We start from the raw sequence: 20023 nt of genomic DNA, 5'->3' as shown, positions 1-20023 counted from the left end.
CGGGTGGTCACGTTCAGTGACGGCCGTCGGATATGCGTCGGGGCCGGTTCGCAGGGTGTCCTGCGGCCGGCCCCTCATGTCCCCCGGCGGGGCGGTGCCTCGCCGAGCGGCCTCAGGCGGCCGTCATCACCTGGCCCGCCACCGGGCGGTGCGGGGCGATGGCCCGACCGTCCGGAAGCAGTTCGCCGGTGTCCTCGAAGAGCACCACGCCGTTGCACAGCAGGCTCCATCCCTGCTCCGGGTGGTGCGCCACGAGACGGGCGGATTCCCGGTCGGCGGAGTCTGCTGAGGGGCACTGGGTCTGGTGCTGGCACATGGGTGGGATCTTTCGCTGTGTCGAGACGGACGATGAGACTGCGTTGTTCGAGTGGGTTGTCGTGTCTGTTCCGCGGCTAGAAGTGTCGTTCATGGCCGCCCCCCGTTGTGATAAATCGTCGGAACCCAGTGTTGCCCCACGAGCGTCGATCCGCAGGGATTTCGCGGCACCGCTTCTCACAGGTTCATGACGCGTCACCCGCGCGGACGGTTCATCCCAACTGGGCTGTCCCTTCGGGTGGTTCGCAGTGGTCGGATAGGGCTAGTCCGCTCGGGTCGACGGCAATTCCGGCTCGTATGAGCCATTGGACGCTCGTGCGAGCGATCGTGTGAGCGATAAAGTGATCGTGCGAGCGGTCGGCGGGTGATCGGGTGCATATGCGAGACCCCGCCGCCGGAATTCGGCGACGGGGTCCGCGAAGGTGTGCGGTGCGTCAGGCGGGAGACCCGAGCAATCTGACGGGAGCCGCTCGGTGGGTCAGGACCGGAAGCAGTTCGGCGACGCGGTGCGGGCGGTGGGCGGCGATGCCGGGGGGTGCCGGTGCCAGCGGGACGAGCAGGTCGGTGGCGGCGGGATGGCCCTCGGCGCCGTCCGCGGCGCAGTCCTCGTGCAGCCAGAGCGTCAGCATGTACAGGCCGGGCACGGACAGCAGGCGGGGCTGGTACGGCTGCGGCATCGCCTCGGCCTGGCGCAGGGCGCGTTCGGTGGAGGTGATGTACGGGCCCTCGAAGAAGTGGGAGAAGGCCCAGCCGTCGGGAGTGAGCATGGTGTCCGCCGCGGCCACGGCGTGGTCGCCGCAGCGGATCAGGAAGCGCCACCCGGCCAGCCGGGTCGCGGAGACGCCCTGCGCCGTCACGTGGTCGAGGACGTGGACGGGCAGGGGCAGTTCGGGTGTGGCGGGTCCCTGGGTGCCGAGCAGGGAAGGAGTTCGGGCCTCGCGGACCGCGGTGGGAGAGGAGAGCGCGGTGAGGACGGAACGGAGTGCGGGCGCGGGAGCCGGAGGGACGTGCAGCGGCATGGTGGGTCGCCTCTCATTCAAAGGCACGGTGGCGCGAGGGCGGGGGCGGACGGCGCTGTCAGCTCACGAGGGTCAGAGAGGCAGGGGCCGGGTCAGGAGTACGCGAGGGGGGTGGGGTCCGCGGTGCCACGACGGCAGGACCCATCGACCGTGGGCGCCAACCTTCTGCCTTGTTCGCGGAGTTTATACGACATGGGTTCAGACTGTGTTTCGCCTAGCCGTTTCCGACGAGTAGAACAAGGGTACATTCGGTCGGCGATACGTGAGAATTTATCCCGATTCAAGGCGGGCGGGCACCACGGTGACCTCGGTGAATGCCCGCGAACCGGTCGGCCCATTCTCGTCGGCGTTTTTCACGAGTTCCCCGGGCCCGAAACCTGTCCTGTGCGTCATGCCGAGTGAATGTGCCACCGGTCACATGTGACCAGCGTAGCGGCCGTCGGCCCGGCCCGGGACGTTATCGATCGCTTTCGCTGGGCATCCTCCACCTGACCGGGACCCAGACAGCCGGATCCCGGCCCGCATCACCGAGAAGGGACGCTTCGATGGGGGAGAAGGTCGCGGCAGGCCGGTTCGACCTGTCCGATCGCCAGCGCTACCGCGACAAGCTGCGTCAGTGCCTGACGGGCTTGGAGCGACTCCTGGCGGAGAAGCGGTTCGACCGGCCCAAGAACCTCATGGGGCTGGAGATCGAATTGAATCTCGCCGGCGCCGACGGCATGCCGAAAATGTTGAACGGGCAAGTCCTCGAGCGCATCGCGAGCCGCGATTTCCAAACAGAACTCGCCATGTTCAACCTGGAGGTCAACATCCCTCCACACCGTCTGGGTGGCCGGGTATTCGATCGACTCGCGGAGGAACTCCGTACGTCACTGGCATATGCCGACCGAAAGGCGGGCGAGGTCGACGCCGGGATTGTGATGATCGGTATTCTTCCGACTCTCGACCGTGACGACCTGGTGTCGTCGAACCTCTCCGACGTCGACCGCTACACCCTCCTCAACGATCAGATCGTGGCCGCCCGCGGCGAGGAGTTCACCCTCGACATCGACGGCGTGGAGCATCTGAGCTGCACCTCGAAATCCATCGCTCCCGAGGCCGCCTGCACCTCCGTGCAGCTGCACCTCCAGGTCACCCCGGCCCGCTTCGCCGACGTGTGGAACGCCGCCCAGGCGGTCGCCGCCGCGCAGATCGCCGTCGGCGCCAATTCGCCCTTCCTCTTCGGGCGTGAGCTGTGGCGCGAGTCGCGGCCCCCGCTGTTCCAGCAGTCCACCGACACCCGCCCGCCCGAGCTCCAGGCCCAGGGCGTGCGGCCGCGCACCTGGTTCGGGGAGCGCTGGATCACCTCGGCGTACGACCTCTTCGAGGAGAACCTGCGCTACTACCCGGCCCTGCTGCCGATCTGCGACGACGAGGACCCGCTGAAGGTCATCGACCAGGGCGGCACGCCCTCCCTCGCCGAACTCGTCCTGCACAACGGCACGATCTACCGCTGGAACCGCCCGGTGTACGGCGTCGCCGACGGCGTCCCGCACCTGCGCGTGGAGAACCGCGTCCTGCCGGCCGGCCCCACGGTCCTCGACGTCGTCGCCAACGCCGCCTTCTTCTACGGCGTCGTCCGGGCGCTCGCCGAGGAGTCCCGGCCGGTGTGGTCCCGGCTGCCCTTCGAGTCGGCCGCGGCCAACTTCGACGCCGCGTGCAAGGACGGCATCGACGCCCGCTTCACCTGGCCCCGGCGCGGCCGGTACAGCGGCACCACCGAGGTCGACGCGGTGAGCCTCATCCGTGACGAACTGCTGCCGCTCGCCGAGGCGGGACTGGACGCCTGGGGCGTCGAGCCCGCCGACCGCGACCTGTACCTGGGTGTGATCGAGGAACGCTGCCGGCGCCGGGTGAACGGAGCGAGCTGGCAGGCCGCCACCTTCCACAAGGCACTGGACGCGGGCCTCTCCCGGGAGGACGCGCTGGCCGCCACCACCCGGCGTTACCGCGAGCTGATGCACAAGGGCGAGCCGGTGCACAGCTGGCCGGTGGGACTGCCGGAGCCGGTGTCGATGGGCTGACACGGCCGGGCGCGCGCTGCCGAGGTGCAAGCCAGGGGTGACGCCGTGAGCCCGGGACGGCGGACCGACGCCGCCTCCGGGGTGCCGTGCCGCTGCCGCCATACTGATCCGACAGGTCGGTGAAGTGGAGGCGGGTGTGCAGGCGGAGGCGAGCCCGGTGGGCGATTCCATTCCCCAGCAGGGGCTCTCACGGCGGATGCTCCGCACGGAGACGCTGCTGGTCCTCGCGCTGTCCCTGGGCGCGAGCGCCCTGTCCGCGCTGATCAGCTTCATCGGATCGGTCACCAAGCCGGGCGGGCTCAAGGACCAGGCGGCCACGATGAACGCCTCGGCCGCCCCCGGCCGGCCCTGGCTCGACCTCGCCTGGCAGCTCTTCGGGATCACCACGGCGCTGGTTCCCGTCGCCCTCGTGGCGCATCTCCTGCTCCGCGAGGGCGCGAGCCTGCGCACGATCGGCTTCGACCGCACCCGCCCCTGGCCCGATCTCGGCCGCGGGGCGGCGATCGCCGCGGTCATCGGCAGTACCGGCATCGCCTTCTACCTGGCGGCCCGCGGCCTCGGCTTCAACCTCACCGTGGTGCCCGAGGCGCTGCCGGCGGTGTGGTGGAAGTACCCGGTGCTGATCCTCTCGGCGATCCAGAACGCCGTACTGGAGGAAGTGATCGTCGTCGGCTACCTGCTGCGCCGTATGGGCCAGCTGGGGTGGACGCCGACGGCGGCGCTGGCCGGCAGTGCCGTGCTGCGCGGGTCGTACCACCTGTACCAGGGCATCGGCGGCTTCGTCGGGAACATGGTCATGGGCGTCGTCTTCGTCTGTCTCTACCGCCGCTGGGGGCGCGTCGGACCGCTCGTGGTGGCCCACTCGCTGCTCGACATCGGCGCGTTCGTCGGGTACGCGCTGCTGGCGGGCAAGGTGGGCTGGTTGCCGACGGCGTGACGTGACGCAGGGAGGGGCCCACGACGGTGTCGTGGGCCCCTTCGTTCGTCTCAGGTCAGCAGGTCGCCCTCGATGACGGTGACGGCCGTGCCGGTCAGCAGCGTGCGGTCGCCCCGCACTTCGGTGCGGACACGGCCGGAGCGGCGTGAGGCCTGGAGGCCGGTGAGGCCGGGGCGGCCCAGGCGCTCGGACCAGAACGGGGCGAGCGCGGTGTGGGCGCTGCCGGTCACCGGGTCCTCGTCGATGCCCACGTTCGGGAAGAAGCAGCGCGAGACGAAGTCGTAGCCCCGGGCGGGCTCCTCGGCGCGGGCCGTGGCGATGACGCCGCGCTCGGAGTGGACGGCGAGGGCCTTGAGGTCGGGGACGAGGCCGTGCACGGTCTTCTCGTCGGCGACCTCGACGAGCAGGTCGCCGACGTTCGGGCCGGTGTCGAGGACCGTGAGCGGCTCCGTGCCCAGTGCCTCCGCGAGGTCCACGGGCGGGTCGATCGGGGTGAGCGGGGCCGTCGGGAAGTCCATCGTGACCGAGCCGTCCGGGGCTGGCGTGGCGACGAGGACGCCGCTGTGGGTGGCGAACCGCACCGGCCCCTGGTGGGCGCCGGTCGTGTGCAGGACGTGGGCGGTGGCGAGCGTGGCGTGGCCGCACATCGCGACCTCGGCGGCCGGGGTGAACCAGCGCAGCGCCCAGTCCGCCTCCGCCCCCTCGGGCAGCGGGTGGGCGAAGGCCGTCTCGGCGTGGTTGACCTCCAAGGCCACGTTCTGCAGCCAGGTGTCGTCCGGGAAGGCGTCCGCGCCGGGCAGGAGCAGGACCCCGGCCGGGTTTCCGGAGAAGGGGCGATCGGTGAAGGCGTCGACGATTCGGATCCGCATGTCCCTGACGCTAGGGCGCTCACGAAGCGGCAGGCCAAGGCCAATTCACAGCCGCTGGCCCGGTTCCGCCCCGCCGGGAATCGCGTGGGGTCCTTGTCGGACGAGCGTTACCGATATATCGTTGAAGCATCGCGACAGATCAACGATGGAATGGAGAGTGGTTGCGATGCGTACCCACGGATTCGAGCGTGGACATGGTGGACACGGCGGCCCGCACCGCGGCCGGGGCGGTTTCGAGGGGCTGCGTGCGGCCTTCGGTCCCTTCGGGCCGGGCGGGCCGGGCGGTCCCGGCTGGGGCGGGCCCGGCGGTCCGGGTTTCGGCCCGGGCCCCTGGGGTGGGCGAGGACGCGGGGGACCACGGGGAAGGGCGCGGCGCGGCGACGTGCGGGCCTCGATCCTGGCCCTGCTCAAGGACCGGCCGATGCACGGCTACGAGATGATCCAGGAGATCGCCGAGCGCAGCGGCGGGGCGTGGAAGCCCAGTCCCGGCTCGGTGTACCCCACCCTGCAGTTGCTGGAGGACGAGGGCCTGATCGTCAGTGAGTCGGAGGGCGGCAAGAAGCTGTTCTCGCTCACCGAGGCGGGCCGCGCCGCCGCCGGGGAAGGCCCCGAGGCTCCCTGGGAGGAGGCCTCCCGAGGGGTCGACTGGGAAGCCCTGGGTGAGATCCGCCAGGCCGGCTTCGGCCTGATGGAGGCCTTCGGCCAGGTCTGGAAGACCGGCAGCAAGGAGCAGCGGGAGAAGGCCCTCGGGGTCATCAACGAGGCGCGCAAGAAGCTGTATCTGATCCTCGCCGACGAGGACTGAACCACCTCGGACGAAGGAGCGCCCCCGGAGTGATCCGGGGCGCTTCGCTGCGCCGGGGTGGTGTCAGGTCACCAGCCCGCTCAGCTTGCGCAGTGACTCGTGCAGGGCCGCCGTGGCCGAGTCCTTGAGCTTGCCCGCCATCAGGGACACCGTGGCACCCGTGAACTCGCCGTCGATGCGGACCGTGGTGGCGTCGCCGTCGGGCGTGAGCGTGTAGCGCGTCGCGACGGTCACCGCCATCGGCCCCTTGCCGCGGATGGCGAGCAGGCGTGCCGCTTCCAGCTCCTCGACCGTCCAGTTCACCTCGGCCGGGAAGTTCATGAGCCGCATGTTCTCCTGGAACGTCGCACCCACCGCCAGCGGCTCCGGGCCGCCCGCCGGGAAGCTCGTGTGGGTCGTGTTCCACTCGCCGTGGGTGGACCAGTCGGTGAGCCGCGCCCACACCTTCTCGGCCGGCGCCCCGATGCGGGCCTCCGCGCTGACTTCGGCCATGCGACCACCTCTCCGTCCGCGGGCTGGGTGTCGCGGAAGGTAGCCGTGACGGCCGCAATGTTCAATACTGACGAACCGTCAGACGGTGGTTCAGGCGGTGATTCAGGCGGTGGTGAGGACTCACCCCTGACCCTCCGCTCTCCTCCGCAAGGAGGAGACCGAGTCGTCGGCTCCACTTTCTGCGGGACGCGAAGATGCTTCCTCCCGAGGATGCCCCGGCCGCGAGCGACTGATGGGGTAGGGGATGTGCAACCCCGCATCCCCCGGCAATCGGCCCGAGAGCACGGCGTTCAGCGCGTGGACAACGATGCCAGGCTCAGTGCCGAGCTGGCGTCGGTGGTCGGTGGCGCCCGCCGCCGGGCCGTCCGGGACGGGGACCGCCAGATCGACACCGCCCACCTGCTGCACTCGTTGCTGGATTCCGACCCCGAGGCGCGCGCCGTCTTCGCCGAGGGACCGCAGATCGCCCGCCTGCTGGGCTATCTCGTCCAGCGCAGCATCGGATACGGCCTGCGCTGGCAGAGCCGGGTCGAGGACTCCGGCGCCGTCCCCGTGGTGACCGAGGCGGCCGGATTCTCGCCACTCGCCGCCGCCTGCATGGACCAGGCCTGCGAGCGTGCCGCCCGGCGCGGCGGACCGGCCCGGGGTACGGACCTGCTCGCGGTGATCGTCGCCGACCCGCGAGCGCGTGCGGTCGAGGTGCTCGAACGGGCCGGCATCGACCCGCGCCAGGTGCTCGACCGGCTCTGCGGCGCACCGGACACCACACGGGACTGCGGCGAAGCCACCCACTGAAGTGGTCCGCCCGTCGAGGGGCGTCCGCCCGTCCAGGCAGTGAGACAGGTGCCATAGGGGGTGACGCTCCTGTCATGGCCTGTCATCATGGGCCGGTGCGTACCTCTGACAGCAGCGTGAGCGGGCGCGGCAGGGGAGTGGGGCTCGGACTCGCCCTCCTGTCCGCGGTGGCCTTCGGCGGATCCGGTGTCGCGGCGAAGCCGCTCATCGAGGCGGGCCTGGAACCGCTGCACGTGGTGTGGCTGCGGGTGGCCGGGGCCGCCCTGGTCATGCTGCCGCTCGCCGTACGGCACCGCGCGCTGCTGCGCAGGCGTCCCGGGCTGCTCGCCGGGTTCGGGCTGCTGGCCGTCGCGGGTGTCCAGGCCTGCTACTTCGCGGCGCTCTCCCGGATCCCCGTCGGGGTGGCGCTGCTCATCGAGTACCTGGCGCCCGCGCTGGTGCTGGGCTGGGTGCGGTTCGTGCAGCAGCGGCCCGTGACGCGGGCCGCGGCCGTCGGTGTGGTGCTCGCGGTCGGCGGACTCGCCTGTGTCGTGGAGGTGTGGTCCGGCCTCGGGTTCGACGCGCTCGGGCTGCTGCTGGCGCTCGGCGCGGCCTGCTGCCAGGTCGGCTACTTCGTCCTGTCCGACCAGGGCAGCGACGCCGGCGACGAGGCGCCCGACCCGCTCGGCGTCATCGCCTACGGGCTGCTGGTCGGCGCGGCCGTGCTGACCGTCGTCGCCCGGCCCTGGACCATGGACTGGTCGGTGCTCGGGGGCACCGCGAGCATGGACGGCAGGCCCGTCGCCGCCCTCGTGCTCCTGGTGTGGATCGTCCTCGTCGCCACGGTCGTCGCCTACATCACCGGCGTGGTCTCCGTGCGCCGGCTCTCCCCGCAGGTCGCGGGGGTCGTGGCCTGTCTCGAGGCGGTCATCGCCACCGTCCTGGCCTGGGTCCTGCTCGGCGAGCACCTGTCGGCACCGCAGATCGCCGGCGGGGTGATCGTGCTGGTGGGCGCGTTCATCGCGCAGTCCTCGACGCCCGCGAAGGGGTCCGCGCAGCCGGTGGCGAGCGGCGGCCCCGAAAGGGAATTGTCCCGGCGCGGGACCAGTGCCTAAGGTGCCGGTCATGCCTTCGAACGCACTCGTTCTTCCGCCTCCGGCCGCCTGAGGCGGGCCCTCCGGACACCGCGCCCGGCGATACGCCGCCGCGCCGAACGGTGCTGCCCGCAGACGAAGTCCACGGGTCCCGCGTCCCGACCGATCCGGGGCCCTTCCCGAACTTCCGCGCACCGGCCGCCGCTCCTCGCGTGCGGCGCGTCGTGCGCCTCTGCGGAGAGAACACGTGTCGCACACCGCCTCCGGCCTGCCCACCGGGCGAGGCCTCGTCTACCTGATCGTCGCCGGTGTCGCCTGGGGCACCGCGGGCGCGGCCGCCTCGCTGGTCTACCGGGCCAGTGACCTGGGGCCCGTCGCCCTGTCCTTCTGGCGCTGCGCCGCCGGTCTCGCGCTGCTGCTCGCGGTCCGCCCGCTGCGGTCGCGCGCCCGGCCCGTCGCGCAGCCGCGCCGACGCCGGGCCCTGCGGGCAGGAGTCACGGGGCTCGGGCTCGCCGTCTTCCAGACGGCGTACTTCGCCGCCGTCTCCGTCACCGGCCTCGCCGTGGCCACCGTCGTCACCCTGGGCGCCGGGCCCGTCCTCATCGCGCTCGGGGCCCGGCTGACCCTGGCCGAGCGTCTGGGCCGGGGCGGCGTCGTGGCCGTCCTGGGTGCCCTCGCCGGGCTCGGGGTTCTCGCCCTCGGCGGCGGGGGCACGACCGTGCGTCCCCAGGGAGTGCTGCTCGCGCTGCTGTCCGCGGCCGGATACTGCGCGATGACGCTGCTCACCCGCCGGTGGGGCCGGGACGGCGAGGCCGACGCCACCGGGACGACCGCGGGCGCCTTCGCCGTGACGAGCCTGTGCCTGCTGCCGTTCGCCCTGGCGGAGGGGCTGCTGCCGCACACCGAGGAGCCCGGCCGGCTCGTCCTGCTGCTCGGCTACGTCGCGGCCGTCCCCACGGCCCTCGCCTACGGCCTCTACTTCGCGGGCGCGGCCGTCCTACGGTCCGCCACCGTCTCCGTGATCATGCTGCTGGAGCCGGTGAGCGCGGCGGTGCTCGCCGTCGTCCTGCTGGGCGAGCACCTCACGGCGGAGACCCTGGCCGGGACCCTGCTGATGCTGGGCTCGGTGACAGGGCTCGCTGTGGCGGAGGCGCGGGGCGCGCGACGTGGGGAGGAGCCGGTGACGGCCGTGTGAGGCCCTGTCTCGCTCCCCCTGGGCCCCGCTGCCAACGGGTGGTGCGGCGGGGCCTCGACCGCTACGCCCGCGCCTGCTGCCGGCGCAGGAGGTGGTCGCGTGCACGGGCGTCGCCCGGGCCGCCGCGTGCCGCGAGGCCCGCGGCGATCCGGTCCCGGACCTCGGCCGGCCTGTGGTTGGCGTACTTGAACTTCGCCCGTACGTCCGTCACTTCGAGGCGCAGGGCGCGGATGCCGGCGAGCATCCTGCCGTAGGGCGCCTCTCCCACCGCCGCCCGCGCGGAGCCGCCCCGCGGCTGGAAGTGGTCGACCTGGCGGTTGAGCAGCTCGGCCTTCTGCGCCGGGTCGTCCACGACGTGGGCGCGGCAGCGCAGCTGGACGGCCGTGTAGAAGCTCGTCGGGGTGCCGTGCTCGGGCGGGACGTCCGGGGCGGCCTGCCAGGGGCCGGGTACGAACACGTAGTCGTCGACCACGCTCAGCACGACGTCCGGGGCCGCCTCCAGCGCGGGCCAGAGCGGGTTCGGGCGGGCGAGGTGGGAGAGGACCTCGCGGCGCCCGGCGTCGTAGACGAAGTGCAGGGGCTGGACGTGGGGCGGTTCGCCCGGCAGGCCGTTGACGGCGAGCTGGCCGAAGTCGTGGTCGGCCAGCCACCACTGCCATTCGGTGTCGTCGCGGGGCGCGTCCCAGGGGTGGATCAGCATCACAGGGCCGTGAGGTAGCCGGGCAGCTCGGTGCCGGGGGCCAGGGCGGGGTCGGGGTCCGGGGTGCCGTAGGTCCGCCGGACCGGGACGACGCCGGCCCAGTGGGGGAGGGCGAGGTCCTCCGGTTCGTCGTTCACGCCGCCGGTGCGCAGTTTCGCGGAGACCTCGTCCAGGTCCAGGCGGATCACGGCGGTGGCGGCCAGCTCCTTCTTGTTGGCGGGGCGCGAGTCCGCGGAGCGGCCGGGCACGGCGTGGTCGACCAGCGCGTCCAGGGCCTGCCGCTTCTCCTCGGGGTCCGTCACGTCGCGGGCGACGCCGTGCACCACCACGGAGCGGTAGTTGATCGAGTGGTGGAACGCCGAGCGGGCCAGGACCAGGCCGTCGACGTGGGTGACCGTCAGGCAGACCGGCAGTCCGGGGTCGGCCTGGCCGGCCGCACGCAGCGGACGCGAGCCCGTCGAGCCGTGCACGTACAGCCGCTCGCCGACCCGGGCGAACAGCGTGGGCAGCACGACGGGCGCCCCGTCGCGGACGAAGCCGAGGTGGCAGACGTAGGCCTCGTCGAGTATCGCGTGCACCAGGTCCTTGTCGTAGGAGGCCCGGTCCGCGGAGCGGGTGGGGACCGTGCGGTCGGTCGGCGTGTAGGCGGTGTCGGGCTGCGACGGCGTCTGCGCGGTCCCCTGCATGGCGCTCTCCATTGCACTAGTGCATACTTGGCTTTGTGCTAGGAGAGTATCCGATCCAAGGGCGGCGCGCAGCGGAGATTTCCGCGAGCGTGGAGCGAGCGGTGGGGGCCGGTGAGCTGCGGCCCGGTCAACTGCTGCCTCCGATGAGGGAGTTGGCGGAGCGGCTGGGGGTGAATCCCAACACGGTCGCGGCCGCGTACCGGACGCTGCGCGAGCGCGGGGTCATCGAGACGGCGGGCCGGCGCGGCAGCCGGGTGCGGCCCGCTCCGGCGACGACCGGGCGGGAGCACTTCCGGGTGGAGGTCCCCGAGGGGGTGCGGGATCTCGCGCAGGGCAATCCGGATCCGGCGCTGCTGCCGAGCCTCGTGGACGCGTTCGCGGCGGCCGCCGCCGAGGGCGACCGGACTCCCGTCCTCTACGGTGACACCCCCGTCGACCCGGAGCTGGCCCGGATCGCGCGGGCCGGCTTCGACGCCGACGGGGTGCCGGACGGGCCGCTCGCCGTGGTCTCCGGCGCCCTGGACGGTGTCGAACGGGTCCTGGCGGCCCATCTGAAGCCCGGTGACACCGTCGGCGTCGAGGACCCCGGCTGGGGCCGCACCCTCGATCTGGTGCCCGCGCTCGGGCTGCGGACCGTCCCCGTCGGAGTCGACGACGAGGGGCCCCTCCCGGAGGACGTGCGCCGGGCGCTGGAGGCCGGGGCGCGAGCCCTGATCGTCACGGACCGGGCGCAGAACCCGACCGGCGCGGCGGTGAGCGCCGCACGCGCGCGGGCCCTGCGGGCCGTGCTCCGCGCACACCCGGAGGTGCTGCTGATCGAGGACGACCACGGTCACGGCATCGTCGACGTGCCGCTGCACCCGCTGGCCGGCGCCACCCGCCACTGGGCGTTCGTGCGCTCGGCCGCCAAGGCCTACGGCCCCGATCTGCGGCTCGCCGTGCTCACCGGCGACCCGGTCACCGTCGACCGGGTGAGCGGACGGCACCGGCTCGGGCCGGGCTGGGTGAGCCGGCTGATGCAGCGGGCCCTGGTGCGGCTGTGGACCGACGGCGCGGTGGACACGGCCGCGGTGGCGGCGTCGTACGGACGGCGGCGGAACGCGCTGATCGGGGCGCTCGCGCGGCGCGGCGTCGCGGCGAGCGGGCGCAGCGGCATGAGTGTGTGGGTGCCCGTGCCGGACGAGACCGGTGCCGTAGCCCGGCTGCTGCACGCGGGCTGGGCCGTGGCCCCCGGCGCGCGCTTCCGGCTGGCCGCGCCGCCCGGCATCCGGGTCACCGTGTCGCCCCTCGCCGACGGCGAGATCGAGCCCCTGGCCGACGCGATCGCCTCGGCCCTCGGACCCGCCCCCGCGCGCAGCTACGTCTGAGGCACCTCGACGGGCTTCGGCCGCACCTGCGTGAGCGCCGCCCCCGTCAGCACGATGACCGCCCCGACCGGTGTCGACCAGGTGAGGTCCTCACCGAGGAGCGCGACGCCCGCGGCCGTGGCGATGACCGGGATGAAGTACGTGACCATCTGGGCGGTCGTCGGACCGACCTCGGCGACCAGGCCGTACTGGAGGAGCACCGCCAGGCCCGTGCCCAGCGCGCCCAGGGCGGCGATCGCCAGCAGCGGCACGACGGACACGCGGGTCGGCAGGGTCGTGAACAGCGGGGTGACGACGGCCAGCTGGACCGTCGCCAGCAGCAGCTGCGCGCCGGTCATCGACAGGTGCGAGTGGCCGGTGCCGGCGAGGGTGCGGCGCACGTAGATCCAGCCGACCGGGTAGCTCAGGGAGGCCAGCAGGGCCAGTGCCGTGCCGGTCGCGTCCAGGCCGTGGAAGCCCTGCCACGCGCCCAGCACCGTGAGCACCCCGAGGAAGCCCAGCCCGAGGCCCGCGACCCGCACCCGGGACGGGCGGTCCTCCGACAGGGCGACCAGCGACAGCGCCATGCCCCACAGCGGCGAGGTCGCGTTGCAGATGCCCGCAAGGGTGGACGGGACGGTCAGCTCGGCATACGCGAACAGGGAGAACGGCAGGGCGTTGAGCAGGAACGCGGCGACCGTCAGATGGCCCCAGACGCGCGCCCCGCGTGGCAGCCGCGCGCGTCGTACCGCCATCGCGGCGGCCAGCACCGCGGTGCCGAACACCAGCCGGCCGAGGGTCACCTGGAACGGCGCGTAGGTCGCGGTGCCCACCTTGATCAGGAGGAAGCTGAAGCCCCAGATCAGGGACAGGGCGGCGAACCGGATGCGCCAGTCGAGGAGAGGGCGGGACGGAGCGGGCGCGGTGGGGGCGGCGCGGCCGGCCGGGGTGGTGACGGTGCTCATGGCAGCCACGATGCGACAGCGGAACCTCGTAGCACAATCGAGATTTCGCACCCGGTACTGCGTAGCATTGCTTACATGTTGAACCTGGAGCGCCTGCGCACCCTCGACGCCCTCGCCCGGCACGGCTCGGTGAGCGGCGCGGCCGAGGGGCTGCACATCACGACGTCCGCCGTCTCGCAGCAGTTGTCCAAGCTGGAGCGCGAGGTCGGCCAGCGGCTCCTCGCCAAGAACGGCCGGGGCGTACGGCTCACCGACGCGGGCCGGCTGCTCGCCGAGCACGCCGCGCGCATCCTCTCCCAGGTGGAACTCGCCCAGTCCGACCTGGAGGCGCAGCGCGGGCAGGTCGTCGGCGAACTCAGGGTGTCGGCGTTCCCGACGGCCGCGCGGGGCCTGTTCCCCCGAGCGCTGGCCGCACTGCGCGAGCAGCATCCCGCCCTCAGGCTGCGCTCCTGCGAACTGGAACCGGAGCACGGAATCGCCGGGGTGGTGCGCGGCGACCTCGACCTCGCCGTGGTGCTCGACTGGTACAACAAGCCGATGGCGCTGCCCGAGGGCCTGGTCAAGGCGTCGATCCTGGACGACCCGGCGGAGGTCGCCATGCCGGTGGACCACCGGCTCGCCCGGCGTGACGAGGTGGACCTCGGCGAGTTCGCCGACGACGAGTGGATCACCTGGGGCGACGGCGAGTTCTGCCACGAGTGGCTGATGTTCACGCTCCGCTCCAAGGGCGTCGAGCCGATCGTCGGCCACCGCGCCGCCGAGACCCACACCCAGCTCGCGCTGGTCGCCGCGGGCCTCGGCGTGTGCATCGCCCCGCTGCTCGGACGTCACCCCGTGCCCGACGGTGTCGTGACCGTCCCCCTCCGGCAGCGGGTCCGCCGGCACGTCTACGTCGTCTGGCGCGCCGACGCGGACCGCCGCCCGTCGATCCGCGCCGCGGTGCAGGCCCTGCGGGCGGCGGGGGAGGACGTCGGCTGACGGTCCCGGCGGAGGCTACTGCCCGGACAGTTTGCGGAAGTCCCAGGAGACGATCTTCTGCGGCGTCAGACGGATCCAGGCGTGCCGTCCGTCGTGCGGCATCTCCTCCAGGCCGAAGTTCTTCCGCGCGAACAGCATCTCCGGCACGTCGAGTTCGGCGCGCAGCTCGCCCGTGCGCGGTATCTCGCCCACGAACTCGACGGCTCCCGACAGCTCGACGCCGCGCAGCTCGTCGTACTCCTCGCCGGTGTCGACCACGATCGCCACCCGCGCATCGCGCCGCAGGTCGGTCCAGCGCTTGCTGCGCACCACCGAGTACAGCCACATCGACGTGCCGTCCCAGGCGAACCACAGCGTGCTCACGTGCGGCGCACCGTCGGCCGACACCGTGGCGACCCGGCAGGTGCGCTGGCTGGTCAGGAACTCGTCCAGCTCGCCCGGCGTCATCATGATCTTCCGGCCCCTGCGCTGCTGCGTGACGGTCATGCGCCCCCTCTTTCTCCCACGTCGTGCCAGAGGAGATCCTCTGACATCACGTCAGAAAAGGATGAGTGCTCTTCCGTCCGTGCGCAATGGTGGCTACGCTCGCCCGCCCGGCCGCCGGTGACAGGGGGAAAGACCGTGCCCTCGTACGCAGCGCTGAGCGAACTCCTCGAACCGCGCACCACCGTCCTGCTCACCGTCGAGTGCCAGGAAGGCGTCGTCGGCGTGGACAGCGCCCTGCCCGAACTCGCCGGACAGGCGCGAACCGGCGGCGCCCTCGCCAACGTCGCCCGGCTGGTGGCGGCCGCCCACGCCGGCGGCGTCCAGGTCGTCCACGCCGTCGCCGAGCGCCGCCCCGACGGCCGCGGCGCCAACCGCAACGCCCGCCTCTTCCGGGCCGCCGCCCGCCTGCCCGTCCAGCAGCTGACCGGCACGACCGCGGTGCGGGTGGCCGCCCCGATCGAGGTCGCCGAGGAGGACCTCGTGGTCCGGCGGCTGCACGGGCTGTCACCCCTGCACGGCACCGGCGTCGATCCGCTGCTGCGCAACCTCGGCTGCCGCACGCTGATCGTCACCGGGGTCTCCGCCAACGTGGCCGTACCCAACGCCGTGTTCGACGCCGTGAACCTCGGCTACACCGTCGTCGTCCCGGCGGACGCCATCGCGGGAGTGCCCGCCGACTACACCCCCGCGATGATCCGCCACACCCTCGCGCTGGTCGCCACGGTCGCGACCACGGACGAGGTGCTGGCGTGCCTGGAGCAGGCGCGCGGAGTCAGGCGAGCGTGATGGAGTCCCCGTTCACGCTGATCTGCTTCGCCTCCAGCGGCTGGGTCGCCGGCCCCTTCTTCACGCTGCCGTCGAGGACGGAGAACTGACTGCCGTGGCAGGCGCAGGAGATGACGTCTTCCTTGAGGTCCACCATCGGGCACTTCTGGTGGGTGCAGATCGTCGAGAAGGCCTTGTAGTCGCCCGCGGCCGGCTGCGAGACCACCACCTTCTCGTCCTTGAAGATCTTGCCGCTGCCCTCGGGGATGTCGGCGGTCTTCGCGAGCGCCGCACCACCGGCTCCCGCGCCGCCGGACGAGCCGCTTCCGTCGTTCGTCGCGCCGCCGCCGGCGGCGCCCTGTTCGGTGGACGGGTCGGACGCCTTGTCCTCCGAACCGCACGCCGTCAGCGCCACGGTGAGCCCCGCCGCGCCGACCGCCGCCACGACGGTGCGGCGGCTCGGTCCCGACATCGGCTGAACTGATTCGCTGGTCATGCTGACGTTCCTTCCGGGGATTCGTGATCTGCGGAGAGGTACGGCCCTTGCGGACCGGCTGTTCAGACCCTGCCGAAATCCTGACCCGATCCGGGAAGGACACGGGTAAAGCGGAGCTGTCGGTTCGCTGTCGGGTTCCGGCCGCGCCCCCGCGAGGCCGCCGCCGCAGTCGCCGGGTGCGTCAGTAACCTGGGGCGATGCTCAAGGAAGTGATCGCGACCCGTTTCATCGCGCCCCTGCGCGAGGGCGGTTCGCTGCCGGGCCTGATCGAGGCCGACGACTCCGGCACCTACGTCCTGAAGTTCACCGGCGCGGGACAGGGACGCAAGACGCTCGTCGCCGAAGTGGTCTGCGGGGAACTCGCCCGGCGGCTCGGGCTGCGGATGCCACGTCTGGTCACCGTCGCACTCGACCCGGAACTGGGGCTGGGCGAACCGGACGAGCAGGTGCAGAGCCTGCTCCGGTCCAGCGGCGGCACCAACCTCGGCATGGACTTCCTGTCCGGCGCCCTCGGCTTCGACCCGCTCGCGTTCCCGGTGAGCCCCGAGGAGGCCGGACGCGTGGTCTGGTTCGACGCGCTGATCAACAACGTCGACCGGTCCTGGCGCAACCCCAACCTGCTGCGGTGGCAGGGCGAGTTGTGGCTCGTCGACCACGGCGCGACGATGATTTGGCACCACAACTGGCCCGGTGTACAGGCCTCCGCCGCCCGTCCGTACGACGCCTCCGACCACGCGCTGGCGTCCTTCGCCCCCGATGTCGCCTCCGCGGCCGCCGCGTTGGCGCCCCAGGTCACCGAGGAACTCCTCGCCGACGTCACCGCCCAGATTCCCGATGCCTGGCTCACGGGCGAGCCCGGCTTCACCGAGCCGGACGATCTGCGGCGGGCCTACGCGCGCCCGCTGCTGGACCGGGCCGCCGTCATCCACGAGCGCATCCGGGGGCTGAAGTGAACGACCGGCACATCATCAAGGGCGGCCCCCGGGACCGCCACGTCTACGAGTACGCCGTCCTGCGTGTCGTCCCGCGCGTCGAACGCGGTGAGTGCGTCAACGCCGGAGTCCTGGTCTACTGCCGCGCCGAGTCGTACGTCGGTGCCCGCACCCATCTCGACGAGGCCCGCCTGCTGGCCCTGGACCCGCGGGCCGACGTGGCCGGGGTGCGAGCCGCCCTGCGCGCGGTGGAGGGCTTGTGCGCGGGCGGGTCCTCGGCCGGCCAGGCGGCGTCCGACGACCCGGGCCGCCGCTTCCGGTGGCTGGTCGCCCCCCGTTCCACGATCGTCCAGCCCGGGCCGGTGCACACCGGCCTGACCACGGACCCGGCGGCGGAAACCGAGCGGTTGCTGGGCCTGCTGGTCAAGTGAGGGGCACCATCTGTCCGGCGGTTGCTGGGCCTGCTGGTCAGACGAGGGGGCCCACTTGTCCGGCGCGGTTGCTGGGCCTGCTGGTCAGGTGAGGGGCACCACTTGTCCGGCGCGGTTGCTGGGCCTGCTGGTCAGACGAGGGGCCCGACCTGTCCGGCGGGGCCCGTCCGTCAGCGTCGGCGGCGCCGCACGACGTATCCGGCCGCGACCGCGGCACCCGCCGCGAAGGTCAGGCCGATCGCCAGCTCCCAGTCGCTCGGCCCCGAGGCCACCGCGCCGCCGAGTCCGCCCCGCACGCCCCCGGAGGGGCTGCTGGACGGGCTGCCGGCCGGGCTTCCGGTGGGACTGACGGAGGGCCGGGCCGAAGGGCTCACGGAGGGCCGGGCTGACGGGCTGGCCGAAGGGGTGGCGGTGACGGAAGCCGACGGTCCGGCCGACGCGCTCGCGGACCGGGTGGGCGAAGCGGTCGGAGACGTCGTGGGGGAGGCGGTGGGCGAGGCGGTGGGCGAGGCGGTGGGCGAGATGATGCCGCGGTGGGCCAGTGCCTCGCACGCGATGCCGTCGTCCGGGCCCTCGTCCTCGTCGAGCCGGTGCGGATCGCTGCGATCCGCGTCGAAGACGGCCTGCGCGTCCTCCTGGAAGGCGAAATCGCGGCAGTCCAGGTCCTGCCGGGCATGAGCGGGGTCGGCCATGGGCACGATCGCGGCGACCGCGAACAGCGCGCCCAGGGCCCCGGTGCGACGGCGCATGGAGCGCCTCCCTTCCGACCGTGGGTGGCTCGCGCTTCGACGCTAGGCACCGGGGGGTCCGGCGGCGCGCCGCCGTGGGCCGATCGGGTGTCGTCGGGACGCCGCGGGGCCGGGTGGGCCCGGGTGATGGATCACATGCCGCCCCCGGCCGTTGACACCGCGTGCCAGGGCTTCTAGCGTCACACCCACTGAAGGTACTAAGCGGTCGCTCATTTGAGGAGTAGCAGTCATGTCCACCACTGAGCAGCGGGTTGCCGTCGTGACCGGTGCCGCGCGCGGCATCGGTGCCGCCACCGCCGTACGACTGGCCGCCGAGGGCCGCGCGGTCGCCGTGCTCGACCTCGACGAGGCGGCCTGCAAGGACACCGTCGAGAAGATCACCGCCGCCGGTGGCAAGGCCATCGCCGTGGGCTGTGACGTATCCGACGAGGCGCAGGTCGAGGCGGCCGTCGCACGGATCGCCGAGGAGCTCGGCGCCCCGACGATCCTGGTCAACAACGCGGGCGTGCTGCGCGACAACCTGCTCTTCAAGATGAGCGTCTCCGACTGGGACACCGTCATGAACGTGCACCTGCGTGGCGCCTTCCTGATGTCCAAGGCCTGCCAGAAGCACATGGTGGACGCGGGCTTCGGGCGGATCGTCAACCTGTCGTCGTCGTCCGCGCTCGGCAACCGCGGCCAGGTGAACTACTCGGCCGCGAAGGCGGGCCTGCAGGGCTTCACCAAGACCCTCGCCAAGGAACTCGGCAAGTTCGGCGTCACCGCGAACTCCGTCGCCCCCGGGTTCATCGCCACCGAGATGACCAAGGCCACCGCCGACCGGGTCGGCATGGGCTTCGAGGACTTCAAGGCCGCCGCCGCCACCCAGATCCCGGTGGCCCGCGTGGGCGAGCCGGAGGACATCGCCAACGCCATCGCCTTCTTCACGGGCGAGGCCGCCGGCTTCGTCTCCGGCCAGGTGCTGTACGTGGCCGGCGGGCCGCTCGACTAGAGGACGAAGAACATGACTTCCGTGGAACTCTCCGGCAAGGTCGCCCTCGTCACGGGCGCCAGCCGCGGCATCGGCTACGGCGTCGCCGAGGCCCTGGTCGCGCGCGGCGACCGCGTGTGCATCACCGGCCGCAACGAGGACGCCCTCAAGGAGGCGGTGGAGCAGCTCGGCGCCGACCGCGCGGTCTACGTCGCCGGCAAGGCGCACGACGAGGCACACCAGGCCGTCGCCGTCGAGCGCACGATGGAGGCCTTCGGCCGCGTCGACTACCTGGTCAACAACGCGGGCACCAACCCCGTGTTCGGGCCCATCGCCGACCTCGACCTGGACGTCGCCCGCAAGGTCTTCGAGACCAACGTCGTCTCGGCGCTCGGCTTCGCCCAGCGGACCTGGCACGCCTGGCAGAAGGACAACGGCGGCGCGATCGTCAACATCGCCTCCGTCGCGGGCCTGTCGCCCTCGCCGTTCATCGGCGCCTACGGCGTCAGCAAGGCCGCGATGATCAACCTGACCGTGCAGCTCGCGCACGAGTTCGCGCCCAGGGTGCGGGTCAACGCGATCGCCCCGGCCGTGGTGAAGACCAAGTTCGCCCAGGCCCTGTACGAGGGCCGGGAGGAGGAGGCCGCGGCGGCCTACCCGCTCGGCCGGCTCGGCGTGCCCTCCGACATCGGAGGCGCGGCCGCGTTCCTCACCTCCGAGCAGTCCGACTGGGTCACCGGCCAGACGCTCGTCGTCGACGGCGGCATCTTCCTCAACGCCGGAACCGGCTGACGAGGACCGCGTACGCACACCGGAACGGGCGCCCGCCGGCATGAGCGGCGCCCGTTCCGGTGTGCGAAAGCTCCGTACCGTGCGATGACAACGTCGTCACAGGTTTATCGATCAAGCGGACGTGGACGGGGAGGGTCAGGCGGCGCGGCACTGCGGTATGGTCT

The 20023-nt window shown here is 72.5% G+C and carries 23 protein-coding genes; 13 read left to right on the top strand and 10 right to left on the bottom strand.

What is annotated here, in order from left to right:
• Positions 1-112 precede the first annotated feature (112 nt).
• Both ACFV20_RS19775 and ACFV20_RS19770 read right to left on the bottom strand, forming a co-directional pair.
• Positions 113-316 (bottom strand): DUF5999 family protein, encoded by a 204-nt coding sequence (locus tag ACFV20_RS19775; RefSeq protein WP_366712221.1) that lies wholly within the window; start codon positions 314-316, stop codon positions 113-115.
• A 433-nt stretch (positions 317-749) separates the two neighbouring features.
• On the bottom strand, positions 750-1334 hold the full coding sequence (locus ACFV20_RS19770; RefSeq protein ID WP_385658266.1) for a hypothetical protein: 585 nt from the start codon (positions 1332-1334) through the stop codon (positions 750-752).
• Between the two features lie 545 nt (positions 1335-1879).
• Between ACFV20_RS19770 and ACFV20_RS19765 the strand changes: the two genes are divergently transcribed.
• Positions 1880-3397, top strand: coding sequence for a glutamate-cysteine ligase family protein (locus ACFV20_RS19765; RefSeq protein WP_385658265.1), 1518 nt, complete (start codon positions 1880-1882; stop codon positions 3395-3397).
• A gap of 136 nt (positions 3398-3533) precedes the next feature.
• Positions 3534-4334 (top strand): CPBP family intramembrane glutamic endopeptidase, encoded by an 801-nt coding sequence (locus tag ACFV20_RS19760; RefSeq protein ID WP_385658263.1) that lies wholly within the window; start codon positions 3534-3536, stop codon positions 4332-4334.
• Between the two features lie 50 nt (positions 4335-4384).
• On the opposite strand, the gene ACFV20_RS19755 is transcribed toward ACFV20_RS19760, so the two are convergent.
• Positions 4385-5203: a PhzF family phenazine biosynthesis protein gene (locus ACFV20_RS19755; RefSeq protein ID WP_385658261.1), complete on the bottom strand. Its 819-nt coding sequence runs from the start codon at positions 5201-5203 to the stop codon at positions 4385-4387.
• Between the two features lie 166 nt (positions 5204-5369).
• Here ACFV20_RS19755 and ACFV20_RS19750 point away from each other — a divergent pair, with 166 nt between their 5' ends.
• On the top strand, positions 5370-6008 hold the full coding sequence (locus ACFV20_RS19750) for a PadR family transcriptional regulator (protein ID WP_385658259.1): 639 nt from the start codon (positions 5370-5372) through the stop codon (positions 6006-6008).
• Between the two features lie 63 nt (positions 6009-6071).
• Here the strand turns inward: ACFV20_RS19750 and ACFV20_RS19745 are convergent, their stop codons facing one another.
• Positions 6072-6500, bottom strand: a complete 429-nt coding sequence (locus tag ACFV20_RS19745) for an SRPBCC family protein (RefSeq protein ID WP_385658257.1) — start codon at positions 6498-6500, stop codon at positions 6072-6074.
• A gap of 246 nt (positions 6501-6746) precedes the next feature.
• On the opposite strand from ACFV20_RS19745, the gene ACFV20_RS19740 reads away from it, so the two are divergent.
• From ACFV20_RS19740 to ACFV20_RS19730, 3 genes are all read left to right on the top strand, one after another.
• The gene (locus ACFV20_RS19740; RefSeq protein ID WP_385658255.1) at positions 6747-7295 is read left to right on the top strand and encodes a Clp protease N-terminal domain-containing protein; all 549 of its coding nucleotides are present in this window, start codon (positions 6747-6749) and stop codon (positions 7293-7295) included.
• 74 nt (positions 7296-7369) lie between these two features.
• On the top strand, positions 7370-8389 hold the full coding sequence (locus tag ACFV20_RS19735) for a DMT family transporter (RefSeq protein WP_385658253.1): 1020 nt from the start codon (positions 7370-7372) through the stop codon (positions 8387-8389).
• A gap of 226 nt (positions 8390-8615) precedes the next feature.
• The gene (locus ACFV20_RS19730; protein WP_385658251.1) at positions 8616-9563 is read left to right on the top strand and encodes a DMT family transporter; all 948 of its coding nucleotides are present in this window, start codon (positions 8616-8618) and stop codon (positions 9561-9563) included.
• Positions 9564-9624: 61 nt separating this feature from the next.
• Here the strand turns inward: ACFV20_RS19730 and ACFV20_RS19725 are convergent, their stop codons facing one another.
• Positions 9625-10263, bottom strand: coding sequence for an FMN-binding negative transcriptional regulator (locus ACFV20_RS19725; protein ID WP_385658249.1), 639 nt, complete (start codon positions 10261-10263; stop codon positions 9625-9627).
• Complete coding sequence (locus ACFV20_RS19720; RefSeq protein WP_385658247.1) at positions 10263-10949, bottom strand: pyridoxamine 5'-phosphate oxidase family protein; 687 nt, start codon at positions 10947-10949, stop codon at positions 10263-10265. The genes ACFV20_RS19725 and ACFV20_RS19720 overlap by 1 nt, the downstream gene beginning before the upstream one ends.
• A gap of 35 nt (positions 10950-10984) precedes the next feature.
• Between ACFV20_RS19720 and ACFV20_RS19715 the strand changes: the two genes are divergently transcribed.
• On the top strand, positions 10985-12316 hold the full coding sequence (locus ACFV20_RS19715; RefSeq protein WP_385658245.1) for an aminotransferase class I/II-fold pyridoxal phosphate-dependent enzyme: 1332 nt from the start codon (positions 10985-10987) through the stop codon (positions 12314-12316).
• Here the strand turns inward: ACFV20_RS19715 and ACFV20_RS19710 are convergent.
• Entirely contained in the window at positions 12307-13260 is a 954-nt protein-coding gene (locus tag ACFV20_RS19710; protein WP_385658243.1) for a DMT family transporter, read from the bottom strand. The genes ACFV20_RS19715 and ACFV20_RS19710 overlap by 10 nt on opposite strands.
• A 75-nt stretch (positions 13261-13335) precedes the next feature.
• Here ACFV20_RS19710 and ACFV20_RS19705 point away from each other — a divergent pair, with 75 nt between their 5' ends.
• Positions 13336-14238 carry a LysR family transcriptional regulator gene (locus ACFV20_RS19705; RefSeq protein ID WP_385658241.1) on the top strand — a complete coding sequence of 301 codons (903 nt, stop codon included), beginning with the start codon at positions 13336-13338 and terminating at the stop codon, positions 14236-14238.
• 15 nt (positions 14239-14253) lie between these two features.
• On the opposite strand, the gene ACFV20_RS19700 is transcribed toward ACFV20_RS19705, so the two are convergent.
• Positions 14254-14724, bottom strand: coding sequence for a pyridoxamine 5'-phosphate oxidase family protein (locus tag ACFV20_RS19700; protein WP_385658239.1), 471 nt, complete (start codon positions 14722-14724; stop codon positions 14254-14256).
• Positions 14725-14859: 135 nt separating this feature from the next.
• On the opposite strand from ACFV20_RS19700, the gene ACFV20_RS19695 reads away from it, so the two are divergent.
• On the top strand, positions 14860-15510 hold the full coding sequence (locus ACFV20_RS19695; RefSeq protein ID WP_385658237.1) for a cysteine hydrolase: 651 nt from the start codon (positions 14860-14862) through the stop codon (positions 15508-15510).
• Here the strand turns inward: ACFV20_RS19695 and ACFV20_RS19690 are convergent.
• Positions 15497-15985 carry a Rieske (2Fe-2S) protein gene (locus ACFV20_RS19690; protein WP_385658235.1) on the bottom strand — a complete coding sequence of 163 codons (489 nt, stop codon included), beginning with the start codon at positions 15983-15985 and terminating at the stop codon, positions 15497-15499. The two genes, ACFV20_RS19695 and ACFV20_RS19690, sit on opposite strands and share 14 nt — an antisense overlap.
• A 197-nt stretch (positions 15986-16182) precedes the next feature.
• Between ACFV20_RS19690 and ACFV20_RS19685 the strand changes: the two genes are divergently transcribed.
• Both ACFV20_RS19685 and ACFV20_RS19680 read left to right on the top strand, forming a co-directional pair.
• Positions 16183-16938, top strand: a complete 756-nt coding sequence (locus ACFV20_RS19685; protein WP_385658233.1) for a HipA family kinase — start codon at positions 16183-16185, stop codon at positions 16936-16938.
• The gene (locus ACFV20_RS19680; protein WP_385658231.1) at positions 16935-17348 is read left to right on the top strand and encodes a DUF3037 domain-containing protein; all 414 of its coding nucleotides are present in this window, start codon (positions 16935-16937) and stop codon (positions 17346-17348) included. The genes ACFV20_RS19685 and ACFV20_RS19680 overlap by 4 nt, the downstream gene beginning before the upstream one ends.
• Positions 17349-17518: 170 nt before the next feature.
• Here ACFV20_RS19680 and ACFV20_RS19675 read toward each other — a convergent pair whose 3' ends face one another.
• On the bottom strand, positions 17519-18097 hold the full coding sequence (locus ACFV20_RS19675) for an excalibur calcium-binding protein (protein ID WP_385658230.1): 579 nt from the start codon (positions 18095-18097) through the stop codon (positions 17519-17521).
• A gap of 229 nt (positions 18098-18326) precedes the next feature.
• Here ACFV20_RS19675 and fabG point away from each other — a divergent pair, with 229 nt between their 5' ends.
• A complete protein-coding gene (gene fabG / locus ACFV20_RS19670; RefSeq protein WP_020270157.1) occupies positions 18327-19088 on the top strand; it encodes a 3-oxoacyl-ACP reductase FabG in 762 nt (253 codons plus the stop codon).
• A gap of 12 nt (positions 19089-19100) precedes the next feature.
• A complete protein-coding gene (locus ACFV20_RS19665) occupies positions 19101-19859 on the top strand; it encodes an SDR family oxidoreductase (RefSeq protein ID WP_385658229.1) in 759 nt (252 codons plus the stop codon).
• Positions 19860-20023: the final 164 nt, after the last annotated feature.

It is taken from the genome of Streptomyces sp. NPDC059696 (assembly GCF_042733745.1).
In the GTDB taxonomy this organism is placed as follows: Bacteria; Actinomycetota; Actinomycetes; order Streptomycetales; family Streptomycetaceae; genus Streptomyces.
Note: the sequence above shows the minus strand (reverse complement) of the source record. Positions and strands in the feature narration are given on the sequence as shown.